This window comes from Neorhizobium sp. P1_A6 (assembly GCF_056406795.1).
Genome location: NZ_JBFTZM010000007.1, coordinates 269,445 through 289,150, shown reverse-complemented (window position 1 = coordinate 289,150; position 19,706 = coordinate 269,445). Strand labels below are relative to the sequence as shown.

The window sequence follows — 19,706 nt, the reverse complement described above, 5'->3', positions numbered from 1 at the left end:
ACCTGACCGTTGGCATCAGCTACGGCGACACCGACGAGCTGGCACGGATCGTGCTGGTCAGCTTCGGGTGGGCCACCGCAATCGTATTCGCAGTCGGGCTCGGCGGGGCCGTCGTGCTGAGATATCGCACCCGTCGGCGGATTTCCGAGCTGTCTCAAACCGCTCATGCCATCGGACGCGGCGAACTTGCGAGGCGACTGCCGGTCTCTTCGAGGATGGACGAGATCGACATGTTATCGTCGGAGGTCAATGTTGCGTTGGAGCGTCTGGAGGCGAGCGTCGCCACCCTGCACCAGGTGACGACGGATGTTGCTCATGACCTGAAAACGCCCATCGGTCGCACATTCCTGATCCTGGACGACGCTCTGCAAGCAGAAACGACGGAAGAGGCCAAAAACGCGATAGAGGCCGCTCTCGCTGAACTGACCGCGATAGCAAACACGTTCGACGCACTTTTGAGGATTGCTCAGATTGAGGCCCGCAACAGGACTGCCCATTTCAAGTCAATCGATCTCACGGCGCTGGTCCGCGACATCTACGACATTTACGACGTGATTGCGGCGGAGGCCGGCTACGAGCTTCGTATACAAGAAGCCGGAGAGGAATGTCAGGTTCGCGCCGATCCGGACCTGATAAGGCAAATGTTGGCCAATCTGCTCGCCAATGCGCTCCGTCATACGCCGTCCGGGTCTACCATCACATTGGGCTTGACGCATCGCGGTGGCGCGATCTGCCTGAGCGTATCCGATGACGGCCTAGGCATACCTGCGGAAGAGCGGGAGCGGGTCTTCGATCGCTTCTATCGGCTGGAAAAAAGCAGAACCACCGTCGGATTAGGTCTTGGCCTCAGCCTCGTAAAAGCGATTGCAGAGCTTCATGGTGCGAAGGTCGAGTTGCTGGACAATGCGCCGGGACTGTCCGTGGTTATTCTGTTTCGCAGCATCTGAGGCTGCGGGGGCAGTGCTTCGCGTGCGATTTTCGCACCGTCACCCTCGCACTCGTTCACGGTTGCACATCGATCACTAGCATCAAGCCGCCACCGCCATCGACCTCCACATTGTTGTTGGTCGTGTGGTGGGGGATATGGCAGTGGACGAGCCATTTGCCCGGCCGCCGGGCGGTCCATATGACGTCATACCGTTGTCCGGGAGCAACATTGACCGTGTCAGCTAGGTACTGGGCAGGCGGCGGTAGCGTCTCGCCGTCACGCGCAGTGACCTCGAACGGGCCTCCGTGGATGTGCATCGGATGGATGGCCGTCGTGTGGGAGCCGACGAAGCGCACCTTCAATTTCTGCCCGACCTTCATCTTGATCGTATCCGTCGCGGGATAGGATTTTCCGTTGATCGTGAAGAAGTTGGGCAGGGCGCCTTCCATCGGCATGGCGGGATATGTGAGCCACTCCCGCTTCACCCATTCCTGAAGTTGCATCGTATATTCGAGATCGGCGGGAATTTCGTCGGCCGCATCCTTGGGATCGATGATCAGCGCCCCGTAGAGGCCAAGCGACTGCTGCCGGTCCACGTGGTCGTGCGTGTGGTAGAAATACGTGCCCGACTGCCCGACAGTGTATTCGTAGGTGAAGGTCTGGCCCGGCTCTATCGGCTTCTGGGTGATGTGGGCCGGCCCGTCCATCTCGTTTGGCAGGATCAGGCCATGCCAATGGACGGTCGTGCTTTCCGGCAGCCGGTTCGTGACGTTGATCCGGACCTTGTCGCCTTGCACGACCCGCAAGGTCGGCCCCGGAACCTGATTGTTGTAGGCGTAGGCCTCCACCGTTTCGCCGGGCAGGATCGACCATCGGATCACCGAGGCGGTCAGGTCGAAGACCTTGACGTCCCCTTCGATGCGCGGGGGAAGGACTTCGCCGCCGGTCGCCGTCTCCCGCGCCCGAAAACCGGCGAGGCGAGGATCGACCGCCGCCATGTCGCGCATGGCGTCGCCGGGCGTATCGAACGCCATGATCATTCCGGGAGCCATGATCGCACCACCGACGTCGTGGGCGCCCAGATGCATATTCACCCTGGTGAACGGGTAGGCGAAGCCGGCGATCAGCATGATCGAGGTGAATGCGGCCATCGTCGCGATCTGGAGACGGGTAGGGGCGAATGCGCGGCTTGGGCGATCCTGCCCCGACCCGTGACGCTGATCCTTGCCATCTTGCTCTTGTCGGTTCTCGTCTCCACGGGCATGTGCGCCCTGGTGCTGCCCATGCGTGTCGCCGGCCATTTGGCCTTTCTCCGTCATCAGCCCGTGCTTCAGTCCCTTGGCAACCAGCCAGACATTGAACGGGTAGGCAATCGCAAAACCTACCCCGATGCCGAGGGCCATCACGCCCCAGAAGAGCATTTCTCCCGGCCACATGGCCCTCATGTCGCGGCCCATCATCAGGATCGCCATGACCGGAGCCATCCCAGCCATCATCGCATTCATGCTGATGAATTCCGGCATGAACGAATGTCGGACATTCTGCCAGTAGGAGCCGCCCATCATGTTCTTCATGAACAGAGCCTGGAAGATGAACAGGCCGAGCGTGAAACCGGCAATGTATTCGATGATGATATCGATCCACATCGGCAGGCCGAGAAGAGCGGTGATCGCGGCGGCAATGATGATGCCCGTGGCGTCGCCGGCAACGCAGTGGATGGTGGAGCCGATCCCCTGCTTCCACAGCGGCTTGATGAACTCCTCATGCGTTCCGGGCACAGGTTCCTTGTCCGCCAGGATGTAGAGAAGCAGGCCGATCGGTCCGAGGTAGAGCGTGACGAGGATGAAGCCCCATTTCATCACCGCCGGTTCGGGATTGTTCCTGAACTGGTCCCAGGCAACGTAGAGCGTGCTGAGGCCGGCCAGGATGAACCAGACGAAGAGAAGGTAATCGATTGGCTGGATGAACATGGCTTCCTCCACATCGCGAAGTCACGAGATGGAGCGGACGCTACAAGTTTCCAGCGTTGGAAGGTCAAACGCTTCCAGGCGTGTTTCATGCGTTCTGCTTTTGCGTGATCGACGTTGACGGGCTGGCGGTGCCATGCTTCATCATTGACCCAGACAGGTCGTTTTCGGCTGGCGATACCGGGCTCGCAAAAGGCAGGCGGACGATATCGACAGTCGCGACAGGGCCCGGATGGGATTTGAGGAGGCGCGGTCATGGGCAAGCGGATCGTATTCACCGGCGGCAGCGGCAAGGCCGGGCGGCATGTCGTGCCGTATCTTCTCGGGCAAGGGCATGAGGTCTTCAACCTCGACCTGGTGCCGCTCGATTGCCCTGGCGTCAACACTCTCATTACCGATCTCAGGGACGGCGGCGAGACTTTCAATGCGCTCTCCATGCATTTCGGCTTCAAGGGGCTGGAGAGCGGCAAGGGGCCGGCGCCCGTCGATGCGGTGGTGCATTTCGCCGCCGTGCCGCGCATCCTGATGCGGCCCGACAACGCGACGTTTTCGGCCAACACGATCTCCACCTACAATGTCATCGAGGCGGCGATGAAGCTCGGCATCTCCAAGGTGATCATCGCGTCCAGCGAGACGACCTATGGCGTCTGCTTTGCCGAAGGCGACAAGGACTATCGTTCGTTTCCGCTCACAGAAGATTACGATGTCGATCCGATGGATAGCTACGGTCTCTCCAAGGTCGTTAACGAGAAGACGGCGCGGGCCTTCGCCATGCGTTTCGGCGCAGACATCTATGCGCTGCGGATCGGCAACGTGATCTCGCCGGAGGACTACAACCGCTTCCCCGGCTTCCTGGCGGACCCGCCGTCGCGCAAGCGCAATGCCTGGAGCTACATCGATGCCCGCGATCTCGGCCAGATCGTGCATCTGTGCGTCGAAAAGGACGGGCTGGGCTTCCAGGTCTTCAATGCGGTCAACGACACGATCACGGCGCTTGAGCCGACCAGACCCTTCCTGGAGCGTTGGGCGCCCGGAACGCCCATCACCGGCGAGATCGGTGAATTCGAGGCGCCGATCAGCAACGGCAAGATCCGGGAGGTGTTAGGTTTTGCCGAAAGCCACAATTGGCGGAAATACGTCTCCAATTGATTGGCACCGCTAAAACGGGGGAAAGCCATCAAACGAGATTGGTCGGGCCGACGTGTGCTACTATATGATTCCATGACGATGGAATCGGCGGCCTGACCCCATGAAACAATATCTCGATCTTCTCCGGCATGTGATGGAAACCGGCACCGACCGGGGCGACCGGACCGGCAAGGGCACCCGCTCGGTGTTCGGCTACCAGATGCGCTTCGACCTCGCGGAAGGTTTTCCGGTCCTCACGACCAAGAAGCTGCATCTGAGATCGATCATCCACGAGCTCCTGTGGTTCCTGAAGGGCGACACCAATATCGCCTACCTCAAGGAGAACGGCGTTTCGATCTGGGATGAATGGGCCGACGAGAAGGGTGAGCTCGGGCCCGTCTACGGCTACCAGTGGCGTTCCTGGCCAGCCCCCGACGGCAGCCATGTCGACCAGATCTCGCAGCTGATCGAGGGCCTCAAGGTCAATCCGAATTCGCGCCGTCATATCGTATCGGCCTGGAATGTCGGCCAGCTCGACGACATGGCGCTGCCGGCCTGCCACTGCCTGTTCCAGTTCTATGTCGCGGACGGCAAGCTTTCCTGCCAGCTCTACCAGCGCTCCGCAGACGTTTTCCTCGGCGTGCCGTTCAACATCGCGTCCTACGCCCTGCTGACGATGATGGTGGCGCAGGTCACCGGCCTGAAGCCCGGCGACTTCGTCCACACGCTCGGCGATACGCATATCTACTCGGATCATTTCGAGCAGGCGAAGCTGCAGCTGACCCGCACTCCGAAGGCGCTGCCGACGATGCGCATCAATCCCGCCGTGAAGGACATTTTCTCCTTCCGCTTCGAGGATTTTGCGCTCGAAGGGTATGAGGCCGATCCGCATATCAAGGCGGCGGTGGCGGTGTGAGCAGGCCTCGCCTCGTCATCATCGCCGCGGTTTCGCAGGACGGCGTCATCGGCCGCGATGGCGATATGCCCTGGAGGCTTTCGACAGATCTCAAGCGCTTCAAGGCGCTGACCTTGGGCAAGCCGGTCATCGTCGGGCGCCGAACCTTTGATTCCTTCGGAGGACGGCCGCTTCCGGGTCGGCCGCATGTGATCGTCACCCGCAACCCGGATTTTCATTATGACGGCGTCGATGTGGCTGCATCGTTTGACGAAGCCGTCGAGATTGCCGGCCGCAGGGCGCAGGAAACCGGCTCGGACGAAATCTTTGTGCTGGGCGGTGGCGAGATTTACGCGCAGGCGATCGGGATCGCCGACATGCTGCGCATTACCCATGTCGAAACCGGGATTTCCGACGGCGATACGCTCTTTCCGGCCATCGATCCGGATCTCTTCGACAAGGTGGAGGAGATAGCTGTTCCGGCCGGCGAGAAGGACAGCTATCCGACCCGTTTCGCCACTTATGTCCGTCGAGCCGCGACAAACTGAAACATTTCGTTACCGTTGAACGGGAAGTTATTGAACCTGCGTTGAAAGCGGGCCTCCCCATCCCTATAACGGGCAATAGCCAGATCGATGCCGCACGGCAGGGTCGCGGCTTGGGAGCGAATACGAACAAAGAGGTTTTGATGCCCTGGAGCAATCAGAATGGTGGCGGCGGTGGCCCTTGGGGCGGCGGTGGCGGTAATAATCAGGGCCCCTGGGGACAGGGACCGAACCGCCCGCGCGGCGGCGGGGGAAGCGGCGGGCCGCCGGACCTCGAAGACATCATAAGGCGCAGTCAGGACAGGCTGCGCGGCATGATGCCCGGCGGCTTCAACGGCGGCGCCTTCACGATCGTGATCATCGTCATTTTCGCCTTCCTCGCCTTTCAGTCCATCTACACCGTTCAGCCGGACGAGCGTGGCGTCGAACTGCGTTTCGGGCGGCCGAAGGATGAAATCTCCATGCCGGGCCTGCATTTCCATTTCTGGCCGCTCGAAACCGTCGAGATCGTCAAGGTCACCGAACAGCAGCAGAATATCGGCGCGACGCGGGGCTCCAGCTCCAATGCCGGCTGGATGCTGACCGGCGACCAGAACATCGTCAACGTGCAGTTCTCGGTCCTGTTCACCGTCACCGATCCGAAGGCCTATCTGTTCAACCTCGAAGGCCCGGCCGCGACGCTGCAGCAGGTTTCCGAAAGCGCCATGCGCGAAGTCGTCGGCCGTCGCCCGGCGCAGGACATCTTCCGCGACAACCGCGAAGGCATCTCGACCGAAGTGCGTAATATCATCCAGGGCACGATGGATACCTACGGCTCCGGCCTTTCCATCAATGCCGTGCCGATCGAGGATGCAGCTCCGCCGCGTGAAGTGGCCGACGCGTTCGAAGAAGTACAGCGCGCCGAACAGGACGAGGATCGTTTCGTCGAAGAAGCGAACCAGTATTCCAACCAGAAGCTCGGCCAGGCGCGCGGTCAGTCAGCCCAGGTCCGTGAAGAGGCATCCGCCTACAAGGACAAGGTCGTCAACGAAGCGCAGGGCGAGGCGCAGCGCTTCGTTTCGATCTACAACGAATATGCGAACGCGCCTGAAGTGACGCGCCGGCGGATCTTCCTCGAAACCATGGAAACGGTCCTGAAGAATTCCCGCAAGATCATTCTGGACAACAAGGACGGCGTGGTTCCCTATCTGCCGCTCAACGAGATGATCAAGCCGCAGACGACCCAGGGGGGCACACGATGAACTCCAATCGACTCCCCGCAATCCTGATCGGCCTCGCGGTTCTCCTCGTGCTGATCTATTCGTCGGTTTTCGTGGTCAACGAGCGCGAACAGGCAGTCGTCGTCCGCTTCGGTGAGATCCAGGACGTCAAACGCGCGCCTGGCATCTATTTCAAGCTGCCATTCGCCTTCATGGATGCCGATCGTGTCCAGTATGTCGAGGACCGGGCTTTGCGCTTCGATCTCGACAATATCCGCGTACAGGTGCGCGGTGGTGCGTTTTATGAAGTCGACGCTTTCGTCGTCTATTCGATTGCCGATCCGCGCCTCTTCCGGGAAACGGTCTCGGGTGATCGCGATTCGGCCGAGTCGCGGCTTCGCACCCGCCTCGATGCAGCACTGCGCCGTGTCTACGGTCTGCGCAATTTCGATGCGGCGCTCTCCAACGAACGCTCTTCGATGATGCAGGAGGTTCGCACCGACCTCACTGCTGCGGCGGAAACCTTGGGGCTTGCGATCCGCGACGTTCGTATCCGGCGCACCGACCTCACTCAGGAAGTCTCTCAGCAGACCTTCCAGCGCATGAAGGCCGAGCGTCTTGCCGAGGCCGAGCTGATCCGCGCCCGTGGTAACGAGCAAGGCCAGCGGCGTCGTGCTATTGCCGACCGTCAGGTCGTCGAACTGGTCTCCGAAGCGCAGCGGGATTCGGAAATCCTGCGCGGTCAGGGCGACGCCGAGCGCAACAAGATCTTCGGCGAGGCCTTCCAGCGCGATCCGGCCTTCTTCGAGTTCTACCGCACGATGCGCGCCTATGTGGCCGCACTTGCCGATAACGGCACGACGCTTGTGTTGTCGCCGGATTCGGAATTCTTCCGGTTCTTCAACTCGTCCGCAGGTCAGGCACTTGCGCCGGTGCCGGCACCTGCGCGGCCGGCGCCGCCTGCTGCACCCGCAGCGCCGGCGAACTGATCCGACAAGACGGGGGCGGCGCAAAGCCGCCCCTTTCATAACAAGACCATCCACAGGCGTGACGGGTAGAGGACACAATCCTCACGAAAAGGTAATTTCCACCGTCGTCATTCCGCCCTATGCTCTGCCGAAACTCCGCCCGATTCAAAGGTTCCTATGGCCTGCCCGGGTCGAGACCGCTCTTCCGGGGTGATGCGGACAATCCAACAGCGAGGACGCCAGATGGCCCATTCGGTTCGATCGACCTTCAAGCGCACCGTCACGCTTGCGGCAACTTTTGCCGTCCTGGCGGCACCCTTGCAGGCGATTGCCCAGACGGCGGTCCCTGCCGCTCCGGGGCAGAATGCCAATCCGCCGGCCGCCGGTTCTCCCGGCGTCATGCTGYCCGCCCCGCCGACGCCGTCGCCGAGCATCAATCCGCCGCCGGCTCCAGGGCCAATGGCAGGCGGCGGCCCGGGATCGATCGCCGATCTCGCCGAAGGCCTGCTCGATGCCGTCGTCAACATCTCGACATCGCAGAGCGTCAAGGACCAGGGTGCCGGCCCACAGCCGCAGATTCAGGAGGGCTCGCCCTTCCAGGAGTTCTTCGAGGACTTTTTCGACGGCCAGGGCAAGCAGAACGGCAACCAGAAGGTCTCCTCGCTCGGCTCCGGTTTCGTGATCGACCCCTCCGGCTACGTGGTCACCAACAACCACGTCATCGAAGGTGCCGACGACATCGAGGTGATTTTTCCGAACGGCACGAAGCTCAAGGCCAGGCTGGTCGGCACTGACACCAAGACCGACCTTTCGGTGCTGAAGGTCGAGCCCAAGGCGCCGCTGAAGGCAGTGCGTTTCGGCGATTCCCGCCGCATGAGGATCGGCGACTGGGTGATGGCGATCGGCAACCCGTTCGGCCTCGGCGGGTCCGTGACACTGGGCATCATCTCGGCGCGTGGGCGCAACATCAATGCCGGCCCCTATGACAACTTCATCCAGACGGATGCGGCGATCAACAAGGGCAATTCCGGTGGCCCGCTGTTCAACATGCGCGGCGAGGTGATCGGTATCAACACGGCGATCATTTCACCCTCCGGCGGTTCGATCGGCATCGGTTTCGCCGTGCCGACGGAACTCGCCGAAAATGTCGTGCACCAGCTGACCGAATTCGGCGAGACGCGTCGCGGCTGGCTCGGCGTGCGCATCCAGCCGGTGACCGACGACGTTGCGGCAAGCCTTGGTCTCGACCGGGCACGTGGCGCGCTGGTGTCGGGCGTCGTCAGCGGCGGGCCGATCAAGAACGGCGAGATCAAGGCCGGCGACGTGATCCTGAGCTTCGACGGCCAGGCGGTCAACGAGATGCGCGACCTGCCGCGCATCGTGGCAGAAAGCCCAGTCAGCAAGGAAGTCGACGTGGTGATCCTGCGCGACGGCAAGCAGCAGACCGTCAAGGTGACGCTCGGGCGTCTCGAAGACAGCGCCGAGCCGCAGGAGGAGGACGACCAGCCGGCCCTGCCGGAAGGCCAGGGCGAGAACAAGGCGCCCAACAACAATGCGCCCGGCGACCAGAAGGGCGAGCTCAGCCAGGACCCCGCCGCAGCCTTCGGCATGACGCTCGCTGTGCTGGACGAGGATCGCCGCAAGAGCTTCAGCATTGTCGAAAGCGTCGAGGGCGTGGTGATCACGGCCGTCGCGCCGAATTCGCCTGCCGCCCAGAAGGGGCTGAAGGTCGGCGAGGTCGTGGTCGAGGTGGCGCAGGATTTTGTCGAAAGCCCAGCCGACGTCGTCAAACGGATCGCCGTGCTGAAGTCCGAAGGCCGCCGCAACGCGCATGTGATGGTATCCGACCCTTCCGGCAACCTTCGGTTCGTGGCGCTGCCGCTGGAGTAAGCTCAGGAGCAGAGCGGTCAGCGGGTGCGTTCCGCAGCCGCCTTCTGCCGTTGCCATTCGTCGCGCGTGACCGCATAGACCACATGCGGTTTCAGATGCGGGTGCGTATCCGGCACCCGCGGATGGTCGAAATCCATGCCGGTGATGCGGTGCAGGCCGAGCCGTTTCATGACCGCGGTCGATCGCCTGTTTTCGCCGACCGCAAAGGAGACGACTGCGTCGAGATGCTTTTCCCCGAAAGCGAAGTCGAGCAGGGCGCGTGCTGCCTCCGTGGCATAACCGTTGCCCCAGAACCGGGTCGCCAGCCGCCAGCCGATCTCCACCGTTTCCAGCGGAAAGATATCCGGCATGTTGGCGAGGGACAGGCCGCAGAAACCCATGGGCTCCTGGGTTTCCTTCAGTTCCAGCGCATAGAAACCGAGCCCCGTCTCGGTGATCGTGTCGTTGAGCTTGACGAGAAATGCATCTGCCTCTTCATGGGTGCGGCGGAACGGAAAAAATTCCATCACCTTCGGATCGGAATTGATCTCGCGAAAGAGATCGCGGTCGCTGTCGATCCAGCTCCTGAGGCGCAGGCGTTCGGTTTCGAGGATGATCATCGGACGATGCACGGTCAGCCTGCTCTATGACGCTCTCGAAGAGGATTTCGGCTTCTGGAAACTGATTCGGAGTTTCGTGCCCGTCGCATCGGCGAACCGTTGCAGGGTGCGGGTCGAGGGCATGGAACGACCACTCTCCAGCCGGGCGATGGCGGCCTGAGTCGTGCCCATGGCCTTGGCGACGTCTTCCTGCGTCATGGAGGCCTGGGCGCGTGCCTTGATCAAGGCCTCCGCGAGGGCAAACTCCTCTTCGAGCGCATCATAGGCTGCGACGAATTCGGGGTCCTTGAACCATTCCTTCGCTGCCTCGCTTACCAGAAGGCTCTTCTTGTTCATCTCACATCCTTTGCCCGTCTGAGCGCGATCTCAATTTCGCGTCTGGGCGTTTTCTGCGTCTTCTTCTGAAAGACATGCAAGACCACGATCCGATGACCTGAAGCCGTTACATAAGCTGCCCGGGCTATCCCGTCTCGGCCGCGCATCCGCATTTCCCAGATCGGCCCCTCAAGGTGCTTCACATAGGGCTCGTGCACCTTGGCGGGTCCTTCCAGCTCGATCAGCTTTACGATGCGGAGAAAACTGGCAACAATGTCGATAGGAAACGCTTCTAGCTCGATCCTGACGCGATCGTTCAGAAATTCCATTTTCCAATGCATTGAATATACCATTTTTGCAATGATTTTCAATGCGTATGATGCGATGCGAACTGCACTTCGTCAATCGCTTAGGTTGTGCTCAGGTGATAATGAAATCCGCCCTGCGATAACCCTGGATGTAGAGCAGGGCGGTCAAGTCGCCGTGGTCGATGCGCATCTTGGCCTGGGCGGCAACGGTGGGCTTGGCGTGCAATGCCACGCCGGAGCCGGCGATGTCGAGCATGCCGAGATCGTTGGCGCCGTCGCCGACGGCGATTGTGTCTTCCGGCGAAATCCCGAGTTTTTCGGTGATGGCGAGAAGCGCGTCGATCTTAGCCTGCTTGCCGAGGATGGGTTCGGCAACCTCACCGGTGAGAATGCCATCATTTTCGAGGAGGATGTTGGCGCGGTTCTCGTCGAAGCCGAGGGTCGCGGCGATGCGGCTGGTAAAGACGGTAAAGCCGCCCGACACGAGGGCGGCGTAATTGCCTCTGGCCTTCATGGTGGCGATCAGTTCCGGCCCGCCAGATGTCAGCGTGATGCGCTTGGCGATGACGTCGTCGACGACGGTGATCGGCAGGCCCTTCAGAAGTGCGACACGTTCGCGAAGGGCGGGCTCGAAGGCGATCTCGCCGTTCATGGCACGCGCTGTGATCGTCGCGACCTTGTCCTTCAGCCCCACGACATCGGCGAGCTCGTCGATGCATTCCTGGCCGATCATGGTCGAATCCATATCGGCGATCAGGAATTTTTTCCGCCGCGTATCGGCATTCTGGATAACGAGATCGATAGGTGCGCTGCCAATGAGAGCCCTCAGATCGGCCTCGGCTGTCTGCAGATCGGTGCCGTCGCGCAGCGCGATATCGCAGGCGATACCATCCGCCAGCCAGTAGAGGCCCGAGGCTTTCACTGCCTCCGCCGCTTGTTCTCCGAGCTTTTGCGTGAGAACTGGGTTTGACGGATGGGCAATGAGCGTGGCAACGAAAGCCATATGAGCGACCTTATCGACAATTTTGATGCGATCCTGATAACCGGGCCGACGGCCAGCGGCAAGTCAGCGCTTGCATTGCGCCTGGCGCGCGAGAAAAACGGTGTGGTGATCAATGCCGACAGCATGCAGGTCTACGACACGCTTCGGATCCTGACGGCGCGACCGGCGGAGGACGAGATGGAGGGCGTGCCGCATCTGCTCTACGGGCATGTGCCGGCGACACGCGCCTACTCCACCGGCGAGTGGCTGCGGGACGTGACGGCGCTCCTGCCGGAATTGAAGCGCGACGGCCGGCTGCCGGTCTTCGTCGGCGGCACCGGGCTTTATTTCAAGGCTCTGACCGGCGGGCTGTCCGACATGCCGGAAATCTCGCAGGATATTCGCTGCGAGGTGCGCCTGCGCCTGAAGGAGGAAGGCCCCGAGGCGCTGCATGCGGAGCTTCTGGTGCGTGACCCGCCCTTAGCCGCGAGCATGGAGGCCAGGGACGGGCAGCGGATCGTCAGGGCGTTGGAGGTTCTGGCCGAGACCGGTCGCTCCATCACCGAGTTTCAGGGCAGGCAGGGGCCGATGGTGATCGACCCTTCGAGGGCGAAGAAGCTTGTCGTCCTGCCGGACAGGAAGCTGCTGCACGAACGGATCAACCGCCGTTTCGAGACAATGCTGGAGACCGGGGCCGTGGATGAGGTGAGGGCGCTGCTGGCGCTCGGTCCCGCACCCGATCTGCCCGTCATGAAGGCGATCGGCGTTGCACAGATCGCCGAGATGCTGGAAGGCCGCATCAGCCGGGAAGAGGTTATCGAACGCAGCTCTGCACTGACCCGCCAATATGCCAAGCGGCAGATGACCTGGTTTCGCAACCAGATGGACGAAAGCTGGGAGCGATTGGCCTGAGACCGGCTCAGTCCTTGTCGTAAAGGCTGCTCAGCGGTTTCTTCAGCAGGCTTTCGCGCAGCGATCCTTCGCGCCGGAGCAGCGGGTTCGGGCGCGGCGCGCCTTCGGGTGCCGGCGGACGCTGGAATGTCGGAGGTGCGGGCTGGTAGGGCGACGGCTCAGGCGGACGGTCGCGGCGCAGTTCTGCGAAACGGTCGGGTCGGGGCGCTAAGGGTTGTTCGGGCGCCGCCGCGCGCGGCAGCATTTCCGGCCGATAGGGTTCCAGCTGCGGGTTGGTCGCCATGGGCGGTGTCGGGTTGATCGTCACATGGCCGGTCGAGCGGATCTCCCGGTTCCAGCGATCGAGTTCGGCATCGCCTGCCGGCGGGAAATCGTCATCGGCGTCCTCCTCGGTATCGGAAGCGCCTTCCGGGAAGGGCGCCGTCGCCGTGGCGTAGCTTTGCTGGAAGGCGGAAATATCCGGGCCGCTGACGGCGCGCATGCGGGCGATCACGGTGCGCAGATCGACCGTATCCGGCGTGTCCTCCGTACCCTTGTCGGCGACGCCATTGGCCTTGGGCAGGTATTTCTTTTCGACGCGGGAAAACCGCATGCGCATCGGCACGGAGATCGCCTCGCCGAAAGCGATCGCCTCGCCATTACCGATCGACGACAGAAAGCTGGTCGTCGAGATCGACGAATTCGGGATCGCCGATTTGATGATTTCCTGGTCGCGGTCGTTGGACAGTCGCATCGCGAACACGGTCGAGCACTGCGACAGGATCGTCTGGTCGAGTTCGCCGGGACGCTGGGTGATGACGCCGAGCGAGACGCCGTATTTGCGGCCTTCCTTGGCGATGCGCGAGATGGCCTGCCTTGTCGGGAAAAAACCCAGTTCACGGTCGGCCGGCACATAACGGTGGGCTTCTTCGCAAACGACGAGCATGTGGATGGCGCCATTGCTCCAGAGCGCCAACTCGAACGCCATGCGGCAGAGGACCGAGGCGATGGAATTGACGACTTCAGAGGGAATGCCGGCGAGCTGGAAGGTCGAGATCGGCCGGTCGTCGCCGGGAATGCGGAAGATATAGGCGATCGTCTCCATGATCGTGTCGTTGATCGTATTGTTGGAGAACATGAAGTGATAGCGCGGGTCGTTGATCGCCGACAGGATGCGCATCTTCAACGACCGCAGGAAGGGTTTTTCGCCGCGGCCTTCGAGGCGGCCGATCCGTTCGTCGATCAGGGCCAGCAGGTCCGCCATGCGGTAGGGAACCGGCGTATCGGCAGTGACCGAGCTTTTTTCTGTCGAGCGGCGCATCAGCGACGTCTCGTTGCCGCGAAAGGCGCGTTTCGCCTCCGGGATGAGGTCGCGCAGGATGTCCAGTTCTTCCGCAACGGCCGGACGGCCGCGAAAAACCACTTCGGAAAACTCTTCGAGCCTCATCAGCCAGAAGGGCAGGTCGAGCGTTTCGGTATCGATGACGACGGCGTGATCCGGAAAGGCCGCGGCAAATTCGTTGTGCGGATCGAGAATGAGGACGCGCAGCTTCGGGTCGGTCTCGATCGCCTTGTGGAGGAGCAGGGAGACGGCGGTCGACTTGCCGACGCCGGTCGAGCCGACGATGGCGAAGTGTTTCGACAGCATCGACGGGATATGGATCGTCGCGTCGATCGTGTCGTCCTGCGTCAGCTTGCCGACCACGCAGGTTTCGTTCTTGCCGGTATCATAAATGCGGGAAAGGTCGGCGGCACGAATGCGGTGCGCCACCGCGCCGAGATAGGGATAACACGATATGCCGCCGGTGAACTCGTCGCGACCATCAGGTCCCTTGCGCACCTCGCCAAGCAGCTCGGCCTCGATGTGGAAACTGGTGTTGCCGTTTTCGCTCCACTCCTTGCCACCGGTCTGCATTGCATAGGCAAGTGCCACGACACGGTTTTCGCCGACGCTGATGGAGATCAGCCGGCCGACGGACCACAGTTCGGTAAGATCGGTCTCGCCGTGTTCGGCAACGGCGGAAATGGTGGCGTGCGAGCCGGTGCAGGCGACGACGCGGCCAAGCATGCGATTGCCGGGTCTCTGGATGTCGCGACGATCCTGCTCTCCTGCGGATGCGGAACGTTGCAGATCGTTGTTCAACAAACTCGGGCCCCTATTATTGGGGGTGGCGGATCAGCTCAGGGCTCGTCCGTCGGGTCGCTACCCTCCAAACAGGAGGAGTATATTGTGCCGGCCTTAACAACTCGTGTAGGAAAGCGCGCGGCCGAATGCGTGGAAACGGAGCAGCAAAATCAAACTGATGACGATTTTTGGCGCATGCCCACGTTGACGAACGACATTTATCTGGCTAACACTTCGCGCCATGAAGATCTCGATCGCTCTTATTGTGGTGGGAACGCGTATGGGCAGGACGGTGTAACCGTCCGGCGACAGCCACCCATGCGCGGAAAGACAGGCTCCTCCAAGGGGCCTTTTTTTATGCCTTCAATCCGGCTCGGAGGAGCCGCCGGTAAAAAATCCAGCAGCGAATGGACCAAGACAATGACGGATACAAATAATCAGACGCCAGATAACCGGATGACTGGTGCGGAGATCGTCCTGAGGGCTCTGAAGGAGAATGGCGTCGAACATATCTTCGGATATCCGGGCGGCGCCGTCCTGCCGATCTATGACGAGATCTTCCAGCAGGACGACATTCAGCACATTCTCGTTCGCCACGAGCAGGGCGCCGGCCATGCGGCCGAAGGTTATGCCCGCTCAACCGGCAAGGTCGGGGTCATGCTGGTGACCTCCGGTCCAGGCGCCACCAATGCAGTCACTCCGCTGCAGGATGCCCTGATGGATTCGGTTCCGCTGGTCTGCCTGTCCGGGCAGGTCCCGACGACGCTGATCGGCTCGGACGCCTTCCAGGAATGCGACACCGTCGGCATCACCCGGCCCTGCACCAAGCACAACTGGCTGGTCAAGGACGTCAACGACCTGGCCGGCATCATCCACGAGGCTTTCCGCATCGCCCAGACCGGGCGGCCGGGCCCGGTCGTCGTCGATATCCCGAAGGACGTCCAGTTTGCGACCGGCACCTATACGCCGAAGCCGGAGATCGCCCAGAACACCAGTTATCAACCGCGCACCCAGGGCGACATCAATGCCATCCAGGCGGCCATCGAGCTGATGGCCTCGGCGCGCCGGCCGATTCTCTATACCGGCGGCGGCGTCGTCAATTCCGGCCCGGAGGCCTCGCGGCTGCTGCGCGAGCTGGTCGAGCTCAGCGATTTCCCGATCACTTCGACGCTGATGGGGCTCGGTACCTATCCGGCTTCCGGAAAGAACTGGCTCGGCATGCTCGGCATGCACGGCTCCTACGAGGCGAACATGGCGATGCATGACTGCGACGTCATGGTCTGCATCGGCGCCCGTTTCGACGACCGTATTACCGGCCGCCTCAACGCGTTCTCGCCGAATTCGCGCAAGGTCCATATCGATATCGATCCGTCCTCGATCAACAAGAACGTGCATGTCGACATTCCGATCCTCGGCGATGTCGGCAGCGTTCTCGCAGACATGATACGCCTGTGGCGCGCTCTGCCGAAGAAGCCGGCCAAGGCGCAGACCGAGGAATGGTGGAGCCAGATCGGCCGCTGGCGGGCTCGCAAGAGTTTCTCCTACAAGCATTCCAACGATGTCATTATGCCGCAATATGCGCTGCAGCGCCTTTTCGAGGCGACCAGGGGGCATGACACCTACATCACCACGGAAGTTGGCCAGCACCAGATGTGGGCGGCACAGTTCCTCGAGTTCGAGGAGCCGAACCGCTGGATGACCTCGGGCGGCCTCGGCACCATGGGTTACGGCCTGCCGGCGGCGATCGGCGTTCAGGTGGCACATCCGGATGCCCTCGTCATCGACGTTGCCGGCGACGCGTCGATCCAGATGTGCATCCAGGAAATGTCCTGCGCCATCCAGCATAACCTGCCGGTCAAGATCTTTATTCTGAACAACCAGTACATGGGCATGGTCCGTCAGTGGCAGCAGCTGCTGCACGGTAACCGCTTGTCGAACTCCTATACGGAAGCGATGCCGGACTTCGTCAAGCTCGCGGAAGCCTATGGCGCCGTCGGCATCTACTGCGACGATCCGAAGGAGCTCGATGACAAGATCGAGGAAATGATCGCCGTCAAGAAGCCGGTGATCTTCGATTGCCGCGTCGCCAATCTCGCCAACTGCTTCCCGATGATCCCTTCGGGCAAGGCACATAACGAGATGCTGCTGCCGGACGAAGCCACCGACGAAGCGGTTGCCAATGCCATCGATGCCAAGGGTCGCCAGCTCGTCTGAGACGGGCGGCACATCCTTCAACAAATTTCTGAGGAAATGGACCTAAGATAATGAATGCGCATCAGCAACCGACCGGCTCCGCCTACTTCATCGCCCCTGAGACGGCGAAAGCCGAGAGCCACACGCTTTCGGTTCTCGTCGCCAACGAACCCGGCGTTCTTGCACGGGTGATCGGCCTGTTTTCCGGCCGCGGCTACAATATCGAGAGCCTGACGGTTTCGGAAACGGAACATGAAGCTCACCTATCCCGCATTACGATCGTCACGCGCGGCACCCCGACGGTGCTCGAACAGATCAAGGCGCAGCTCGAACGCATCGTGCCTGTGCACCGGGTCGTCGACCTGACGGTTCGCGCCTATGCGCTTGGCCAGGAACGGCCAATCGAGCGCGAGGTGGCGCTGGTCAAGGTTGTCGGCCAAGGTGACCACCGTGCCGAAACGCTGCGGCTTGCAGATGCCTTTCACGCCAAGGTCGTTGACGCGACCGTCGAGCATTTCATCCTGGAAATCACAGGCAAATCCTCGAAGATCGACCAGTTCGTGGCGATCATGAAGCCGCTTGGCCTGGTTGAAGTCTGCCGCACCGGGATCGCGGCGATGAACCGCGGTCCGCAGGGGATGTAAACATGGCTGACGAGCAGGGTTTTGTAACGACATTCTCTGCGGGATTCTGCTCGTCGAGTTGCTTCGTCTTGCCTCCTCATAAAATCGATGATGTATCGAAGGTCGAGAACATTGATCTCTATCACATCTACATCATTGCTCGATCTCCACGAGCGCGAATGGTACCGAATTCGTTCGGCCGAGAAGGTGATGCCACCTTCATCGAATATCGTGTTGGTCACGAATTTCAGAGCGAAATCAGACGGATTTATTTTCCTAGTGAATATGGAGTGACAGCGTTTGATACGCCTGATGGGGCAGGTCGCAATTTCGAGATGGCTTTCGTGAATGGCGAGCTCAGCGGCGACTTCCCTATATTCCTGATGAAATCTCGAGCTTATCTGCCGATTCTCGATCACGAGGTAATCTACATCGGTCAAGCTTATGGAAAATCAGGTGGTCGGAATATAGCTGACCGTTTGAAAAGTCATGAAACCCTTCAACGAATTGTGGCGGAAAATGCGGTCGCTGCACCAGCGACCGACGTCATTGTTTATGGTTTTCAGTATACTGGAAACGATCAGGTATTTATGATGTTTAACGGTTCTGACAAAAATCTTATTGCGGACGATCGCGATGATGAGAGGAGGGAGAGGGTCTTAGAAGAACCGATAGATGACAAGCAGATGACTCAGATCGTAGAGGCTGCTCTTATAAGATACTTCCAGCCATTTTATAATAAGAACTTTAAGAAGGTATTTCCGTCGCAATCTCATAATTTTTTGGCGGATATAAAAGAATTAGACTACGATGGATTCGTCGTCGAGTTAAATACGGAAGATTTGGATACTAAACTCTTCTCGGATGTGGTCGATCCGGGCCTCCATCATATCGTGAAATTTAAAATGACCGCCAGAAGTACTCATCCGGTCTTTGGTTTTTTTGGATTGATGGAAGATACGGGTTTAGACCCCCAGAGTGGACCGATTTTTTGACGATGAAAGTCGTCGCTTACCGGCGCAATTTTGTCCAGAAGGGCTGGCTCCCTCCGTCCGGCACCCGCATCTGCACTATTTTTATGTCCGGCCGCCCCAGCCGTGGCTCTTTCGGCATTGACTGGCTTGAGCCGGCGCTGATGCCCGGCATCGGTGGGTAGTGTTGTGGAGTGGTTGCATTCTTCTTCCGGACGATCGGCGTGCCCATAGCGGAACGCACGACGCTCAATCTCCGCTAGATCATCGCCAATGGCGCCTTGCGCGACGGCGGCGGGAAGGCGGCGTCGAGCGCCGTCCAGTCCGCCTCGCTGAGATCCAGATCGACCGCCTCGGCGTTTTCCGTGACGCGGTCGGGATTGGCGGATTTGGGGATGGCGATGACGCCGTCGCGTTCCAGCAGGAAGGCGAGCGCCACCTGTGCCGGCGTTGCCTGATAGGCCTTGGCGATGCGGATCAGTTCGCCGCTTCTGGCAAGCCGGCCCTGTTCGATCGGCGAATAGGCCATGACCGGAATGCCGCGCTCCTGGCACCAGGGCAGAAGATCGTATTCGATGCCGCGGCGGGAGAGATTGTAGAGCACCTGGTTGGCGGCGCAGTTTCCGCCATCCRGCACCTCCATCAGCTCCTCCATATCGTCGAGATCGAAATTGGAGACGCCCCAGGCGCCGATCTTGCCGGTCCGGCGCAGCTCCTCGAAGCCGGCAATGGTTTCGGTCAGCGGATGTTCGCCGCGCCAATGCAGGAGATAGAGGTCGAGTCGGTCGGTCTTCAGCCGGTCGAGGCTGCGTTCGCAGGCCGCGATGACACCCTTGCGGCTGGCGTTCCAGGGATAGACCTTGCTGACCAGAAACACCTGATCCCGCCGGCCGGCGATCGCTTGTGCCGTGATCTTCTCGGCACCGCCCTCGCCATACATTTCTGCCGTGTCGATCAGCGTCAGGCCAAGATCAAGGCCTCGCTTCAGGCTTTCGATCTCTAACTTGGCCTTACGGCCGTCCTCGCCCATCTGCCATGTGCCGAGGCCGAGTGCCGGGACCGAAATGCCGGAGGGCAGGATGACTGTCGGAATGTCGGACATGAAAGGCCTCGGTCAGTTGCTTCTGGAGATGGGTATCTTATCGAAATATGGCGTCGATTGAAGTTGCCAAGTTCCGC

Annotated in this window: 18 protein-coding genes; 11 read left to right on the top strand and 7 right to left on the bottom strand. The window is 60.8% G+C overall.

Annotated elements, in window-relative coordinates:
* Positions 1-947 (top strand): sensor histidine kinase (locus AC1D3C_RS16975; protein ID WP_477483700.1); only part of this gene is annotated, 947 nt, incomplete at its 5' end.
* A gap of 55 nt (positions 948-1,002) precedes the next feature.
* Here the strand turns inward: AC1D3C_RS16975 and AC1D3C_RS16970 are convergent.
* Positions 1,003-2,898: a multicopper oxidase domain-containing protein gene (locus AC1D3C_RS16970; protein WP_477483699.1), complete on the bottom strand. Its 1,896-nt coding sequence runs from the start codon at positions 2,896-2,898 to the stop codon at positions 1,003-1,005.
* A gap of 252 nt (positions 2,899-3,150) precedes the next feature.
* Between AC1D3C_RS16970 and AC1D3C_RS16965 the strand changes: the two genes are divergently transcribed.
* From AC1D3C_RS16965 to AC1D3C_RS16940, 6 genes are all read left to right on the top strand, one after another.
* Positions 3,151-4,044 carry an NAD-dependent epimerase/dehydratase family protein gene (locus tag AC1D3C_RS16965; protein WP_477483698.1) on the top strand — a complete coding sequence of 298 codons (894 nt, stop codon included), beginning with the start codon at positions 3,151-3,153 and terminating at the stop codon, positions 4,042-4,044.
* Positions 4,045-4,144: 100 nt separating this feature from the next.
* Positions 4,145-4,939, top strand: a complete 795-nt coding sequence (locus AC1D3C_RS16960; RefSeq protein WP_250810517.1) for a thymidylate synthase — start codon at positions 4,145-4,147, stop codon at positions 4,937-4,939.
* The gene (locus AC1D3C_RS16955) at positions 4,936-5,466 is read left to right on the top strand and encodes a dihydrofolate reductase (RefSeq protein ID WP_038543444.1); all 531 of its coding nucleotides are present in this window, start codon (positions 4,936-4,938) and stop codon (positions 5,464-5,466) included. The genes AC1D3C_RS16960 and AC1D3C_RS16955 overlap by 4 nt, the downstream gene beginning before the upstream one ends.
* 140 nt (positions 5,467-5,606) lie before the next feature.
* Complete coding sequence (hflK, locus tag AC1D3C_RS16950) at positions 5,607-6,704, top strand: FtsH protease activity modulator HflK (protein WP_038543442.1); 1,098 nt, start codon at positions 5,607-5,609, stop codon at positions 6,702-6,704.
* Positions 6,701-7,651, top strand: a complete 951-nt coding sequence (hflC, locus tag AC1D3C_RS16945; protein WP_038543440.1) for a protease modulator HflC — start codon at positions 6,701-6,703, stop codon at positions 7,649-7,651. Before hflK ends, hflC begins: the two co-directional genes overlap by 4 nt.
* Before the next feature lie 222 nt (positions 7,652-7,873).
* Positions 7,874-9,520, top strand: coding sequence for a Do family serine endopeptidase (locus tag AC1D3C_RS16940; RefSeq protein WP_477483697.1), 1,647 nt, complete (start codon positions 7,874-7,876; stop codon positions 9,518-9,520).
* A gap of 17 nt (positions 9,521-9,537) precedes the next feature.
* On the opposite strand, the gene AC1D3C_RS16935 is transcribed toward AC1D3C_RS16940, so the two are convergent.
* The 4 genes from AC1D3C_RS16935 to serB form a co-directional block, all read right to left on the bottom strand.
* On the bottom strand, positions 9,538-10,119 hold the full coding sequence (locus AC1D3C_RS16935) for a GNAT family N-acetyltransferase (protein WP_477483696.1): 582 nt from the start codon (positions 10,117-10,119) through the stop codon (positions 9,538-9,540).
* A gap of 24 nt (positions 10,120-10,143) precedes the next feature.
* Entirely contained in the window at positions 10,144-10,455 is a 312-nt protein-coding gene (locus tag AC1D3C_RS16930; RefSeq protein WP_105415726.1) for a helix-turn-helix domain-containing protein, read from the bottom strand.
* A complete protein-coding gene (locus tag AC1D3C_RS16925) occupies positions 10,452-10,763 on the bottom strand; it encodes a type II toxin-antitoxin system RelE/ParE family toxin (protein WP_477483695.1) in 312 nt (103 codons plus the stop codon). Before AC1D3C_RS16925 ends, AC1D3C_RS16930 begins: the two co-directional genes overlap by 4 nt.
* Before the next feature lie 91 nt (positions 10,764-10,854).
* Positions 10,855-11,745, bottom strand: coding sequence for a phosphoserine phosphatase SerB (gene serB / locus AC1D3C_RS16920; protein WP_477483694.1), 891 nt, complete (start codon positions 11,743-11,745; stop codon positions 10,855-10,857).
* Here serB and miaA point away from each other — a divergent pair, their 5' ends adjacent.
* Positions 11,746-12,636, top strand: a complete 891-nt coding sequence (gene miaA, locus AC1D3C_RS16915; protein WP_477483693.1) for a tRNA (adenosine(37)-N6)-dimethylallyltransferase MiaA — start codon at positions 11,746-11,748, stop codon at positions 12,634-12,636.
* A 7-nt stretch (positions 12,637-12,643) separates the two neighbouring features.
* Here miaA and AC1D3C_RS16910 read toward each other — a convergent pair whose 3' ends face one another.
* A complete protein-coding gene (locus AC1D3C_RS16910; RefSeq protein ID WP_477483692.1) occupies positions 12,644-14,761 on the bottom strand; it encodes a helicase HerA domain-containing protein in 2,118 nt (705 codons plus the stop codon).
* 399 nt (positions 14,762-15,160) lie between these two features.
* Between AC1D3C_RS16910 and AC1D3C_RS16905 the strand changes: the two genes are divergently transcribed.
* From AC1D3C_RS16905 to AC1D3C_RS16895, 3 genes are read left to right on the top strand one after another with little or no spacing between them, the layout of a single operon-like run.
* Positions 15,161-16,954 (top strand): acetolactate synthase 3 large subunit, encoded by a 1,794-nt coding sequence (locus AC1D3C_RS16905; RefSeq protein ID WP_477483691.1) that lies wholly within the window; start codon positions 15,161-15,163, stop codon positions 16,952-16,954.
* A gap of 50 nt (positions 16,955-17,004) precedes the next feature.
* On the top strand, positions 17,005-17,577 hold the full coding sequence (gene ilvN / locus AC1D3C_RS16900) for an acetolactate synthase small subunit (protein ID WP_038543428.1): 573 nt from the start codon (positions 17,005-17,007) through the stop codon (positions 17,575-17,577).
* A 2-nt stretch (positions 17,578-17,579) separates the two neighbouring features.
* A complete protein-coding gene (locus AC1D3C_RS16895; protein WP_477483690.1) occupies positions 17,580-18,551 on the top strand; it encodes a hypothetical protein in 972 nt (323 codons plus the stop codon).
* A gap of 235 nt (positions 18,552-18,786) precedes the next feature.
* Here AC1D3C_RS16895 and AC1D3C_RS16890 read toward each other — a convergent pair whose 3' ends face one another.
* Positions 18,787-19,629, bottom strand: coding sequence for an aldo/keto reductase (locus AC1D3C_RS16890; RefSeq protein ID WP_477483689.1), 843 nt, complete (start codon positions 19,627-19,629; stop codon positions 18,787-18,789).
* Between the last annotated feature and the right edge of the window lie 77 nt (positions 19,630-19,706).

Coding starts and splice junctions, on each gene's coding strand:
- AC1D3C_RS16895 (WP_477483690.1), top strand. CDS start 17,580: ATGGCTGACGAGCAGGGTTTTGTAACGACATTCTCTGCGGGATTCTGC.
- ilvN (WP_038543428.1), top strand. CDS start 17,005: ATGAATGCGCATCAGCAACCGACCGGCTCCGCCTACTTCATCGCCCCT.
- AC1D3C_RS16905 (WP_477483691.1), top strand. CDS start 15,161: ATGACGGATACAAATAATCAGACGCCAGATAACCGGATGACTGGTGCG.
- hflC (WP_038543440.1), top strand. CDS start 6,701: ATGAACTCCAATCGACTCCCCGCAATCCTGATCGGCCTCGCGGTTCTC.
- AC1D3C_RS16935 (WP_477483696.1), bottom strand. CDS start 10,119: ATGATCATCCTCGAAACCGAACGCCTGCGCCTCAGGAGCTGGATCGAC.
- AC1D3C_RS16925 (WP_477483695.1), bottom strand. CDS start 10,763: ATGGAATTTCTGAACGATCGCGTCAGGATCGAGCTAGAAGCGTTTCCT.
- AC1D3C_RS16960 (WP_250810517.1), top strand. CDS start 4,145: ATGAAACAATATCTCGATCTTCTCCGGCATGTGATGGAAACCGGCACC.
- serB (WP_477483694.1), bottom strand. CDS start 11,745: ATGGCTTTCGTTGCCACGCTCATTGCCCATCCGTCAAACCCAGTTCTC.
- AC1D3C_RS16930 (WP_105415726.1), bottom strand. CDS start 10,455: ATGAACAAGAAGAGCCTTCTGGTAAGCGAGGCAGCGAAGGAATGGTTC.
- hflK (WP_038543442.1), top strand. CDS start 5,607: ATGCCCTGGAGCAATCAGAATGGTGGCGGCGGTGGCCCTTGGGGCGGC.
- AC1D3C_RS16970 (WP_477483699.1), bottom strand. CDS start 2,898: ATGTTCATCCAGCCAATCGATTACCTTCTCTTCGTCTGGTTCATCCTG.
- AC1D3C_RS16965 (WP_477483698.1), top strand. CDS start 3,151: ATGGGCAAGCGGATCGTATTCACCGGCGGCAGCGGCAAGGCCGGGCGG.
- miaA (WP_477483693.1), top strand. CDS start 11,746: ATGAGCGACCTTATCGACAATTTTGATGCGATCCTGATAACCGGGCCG.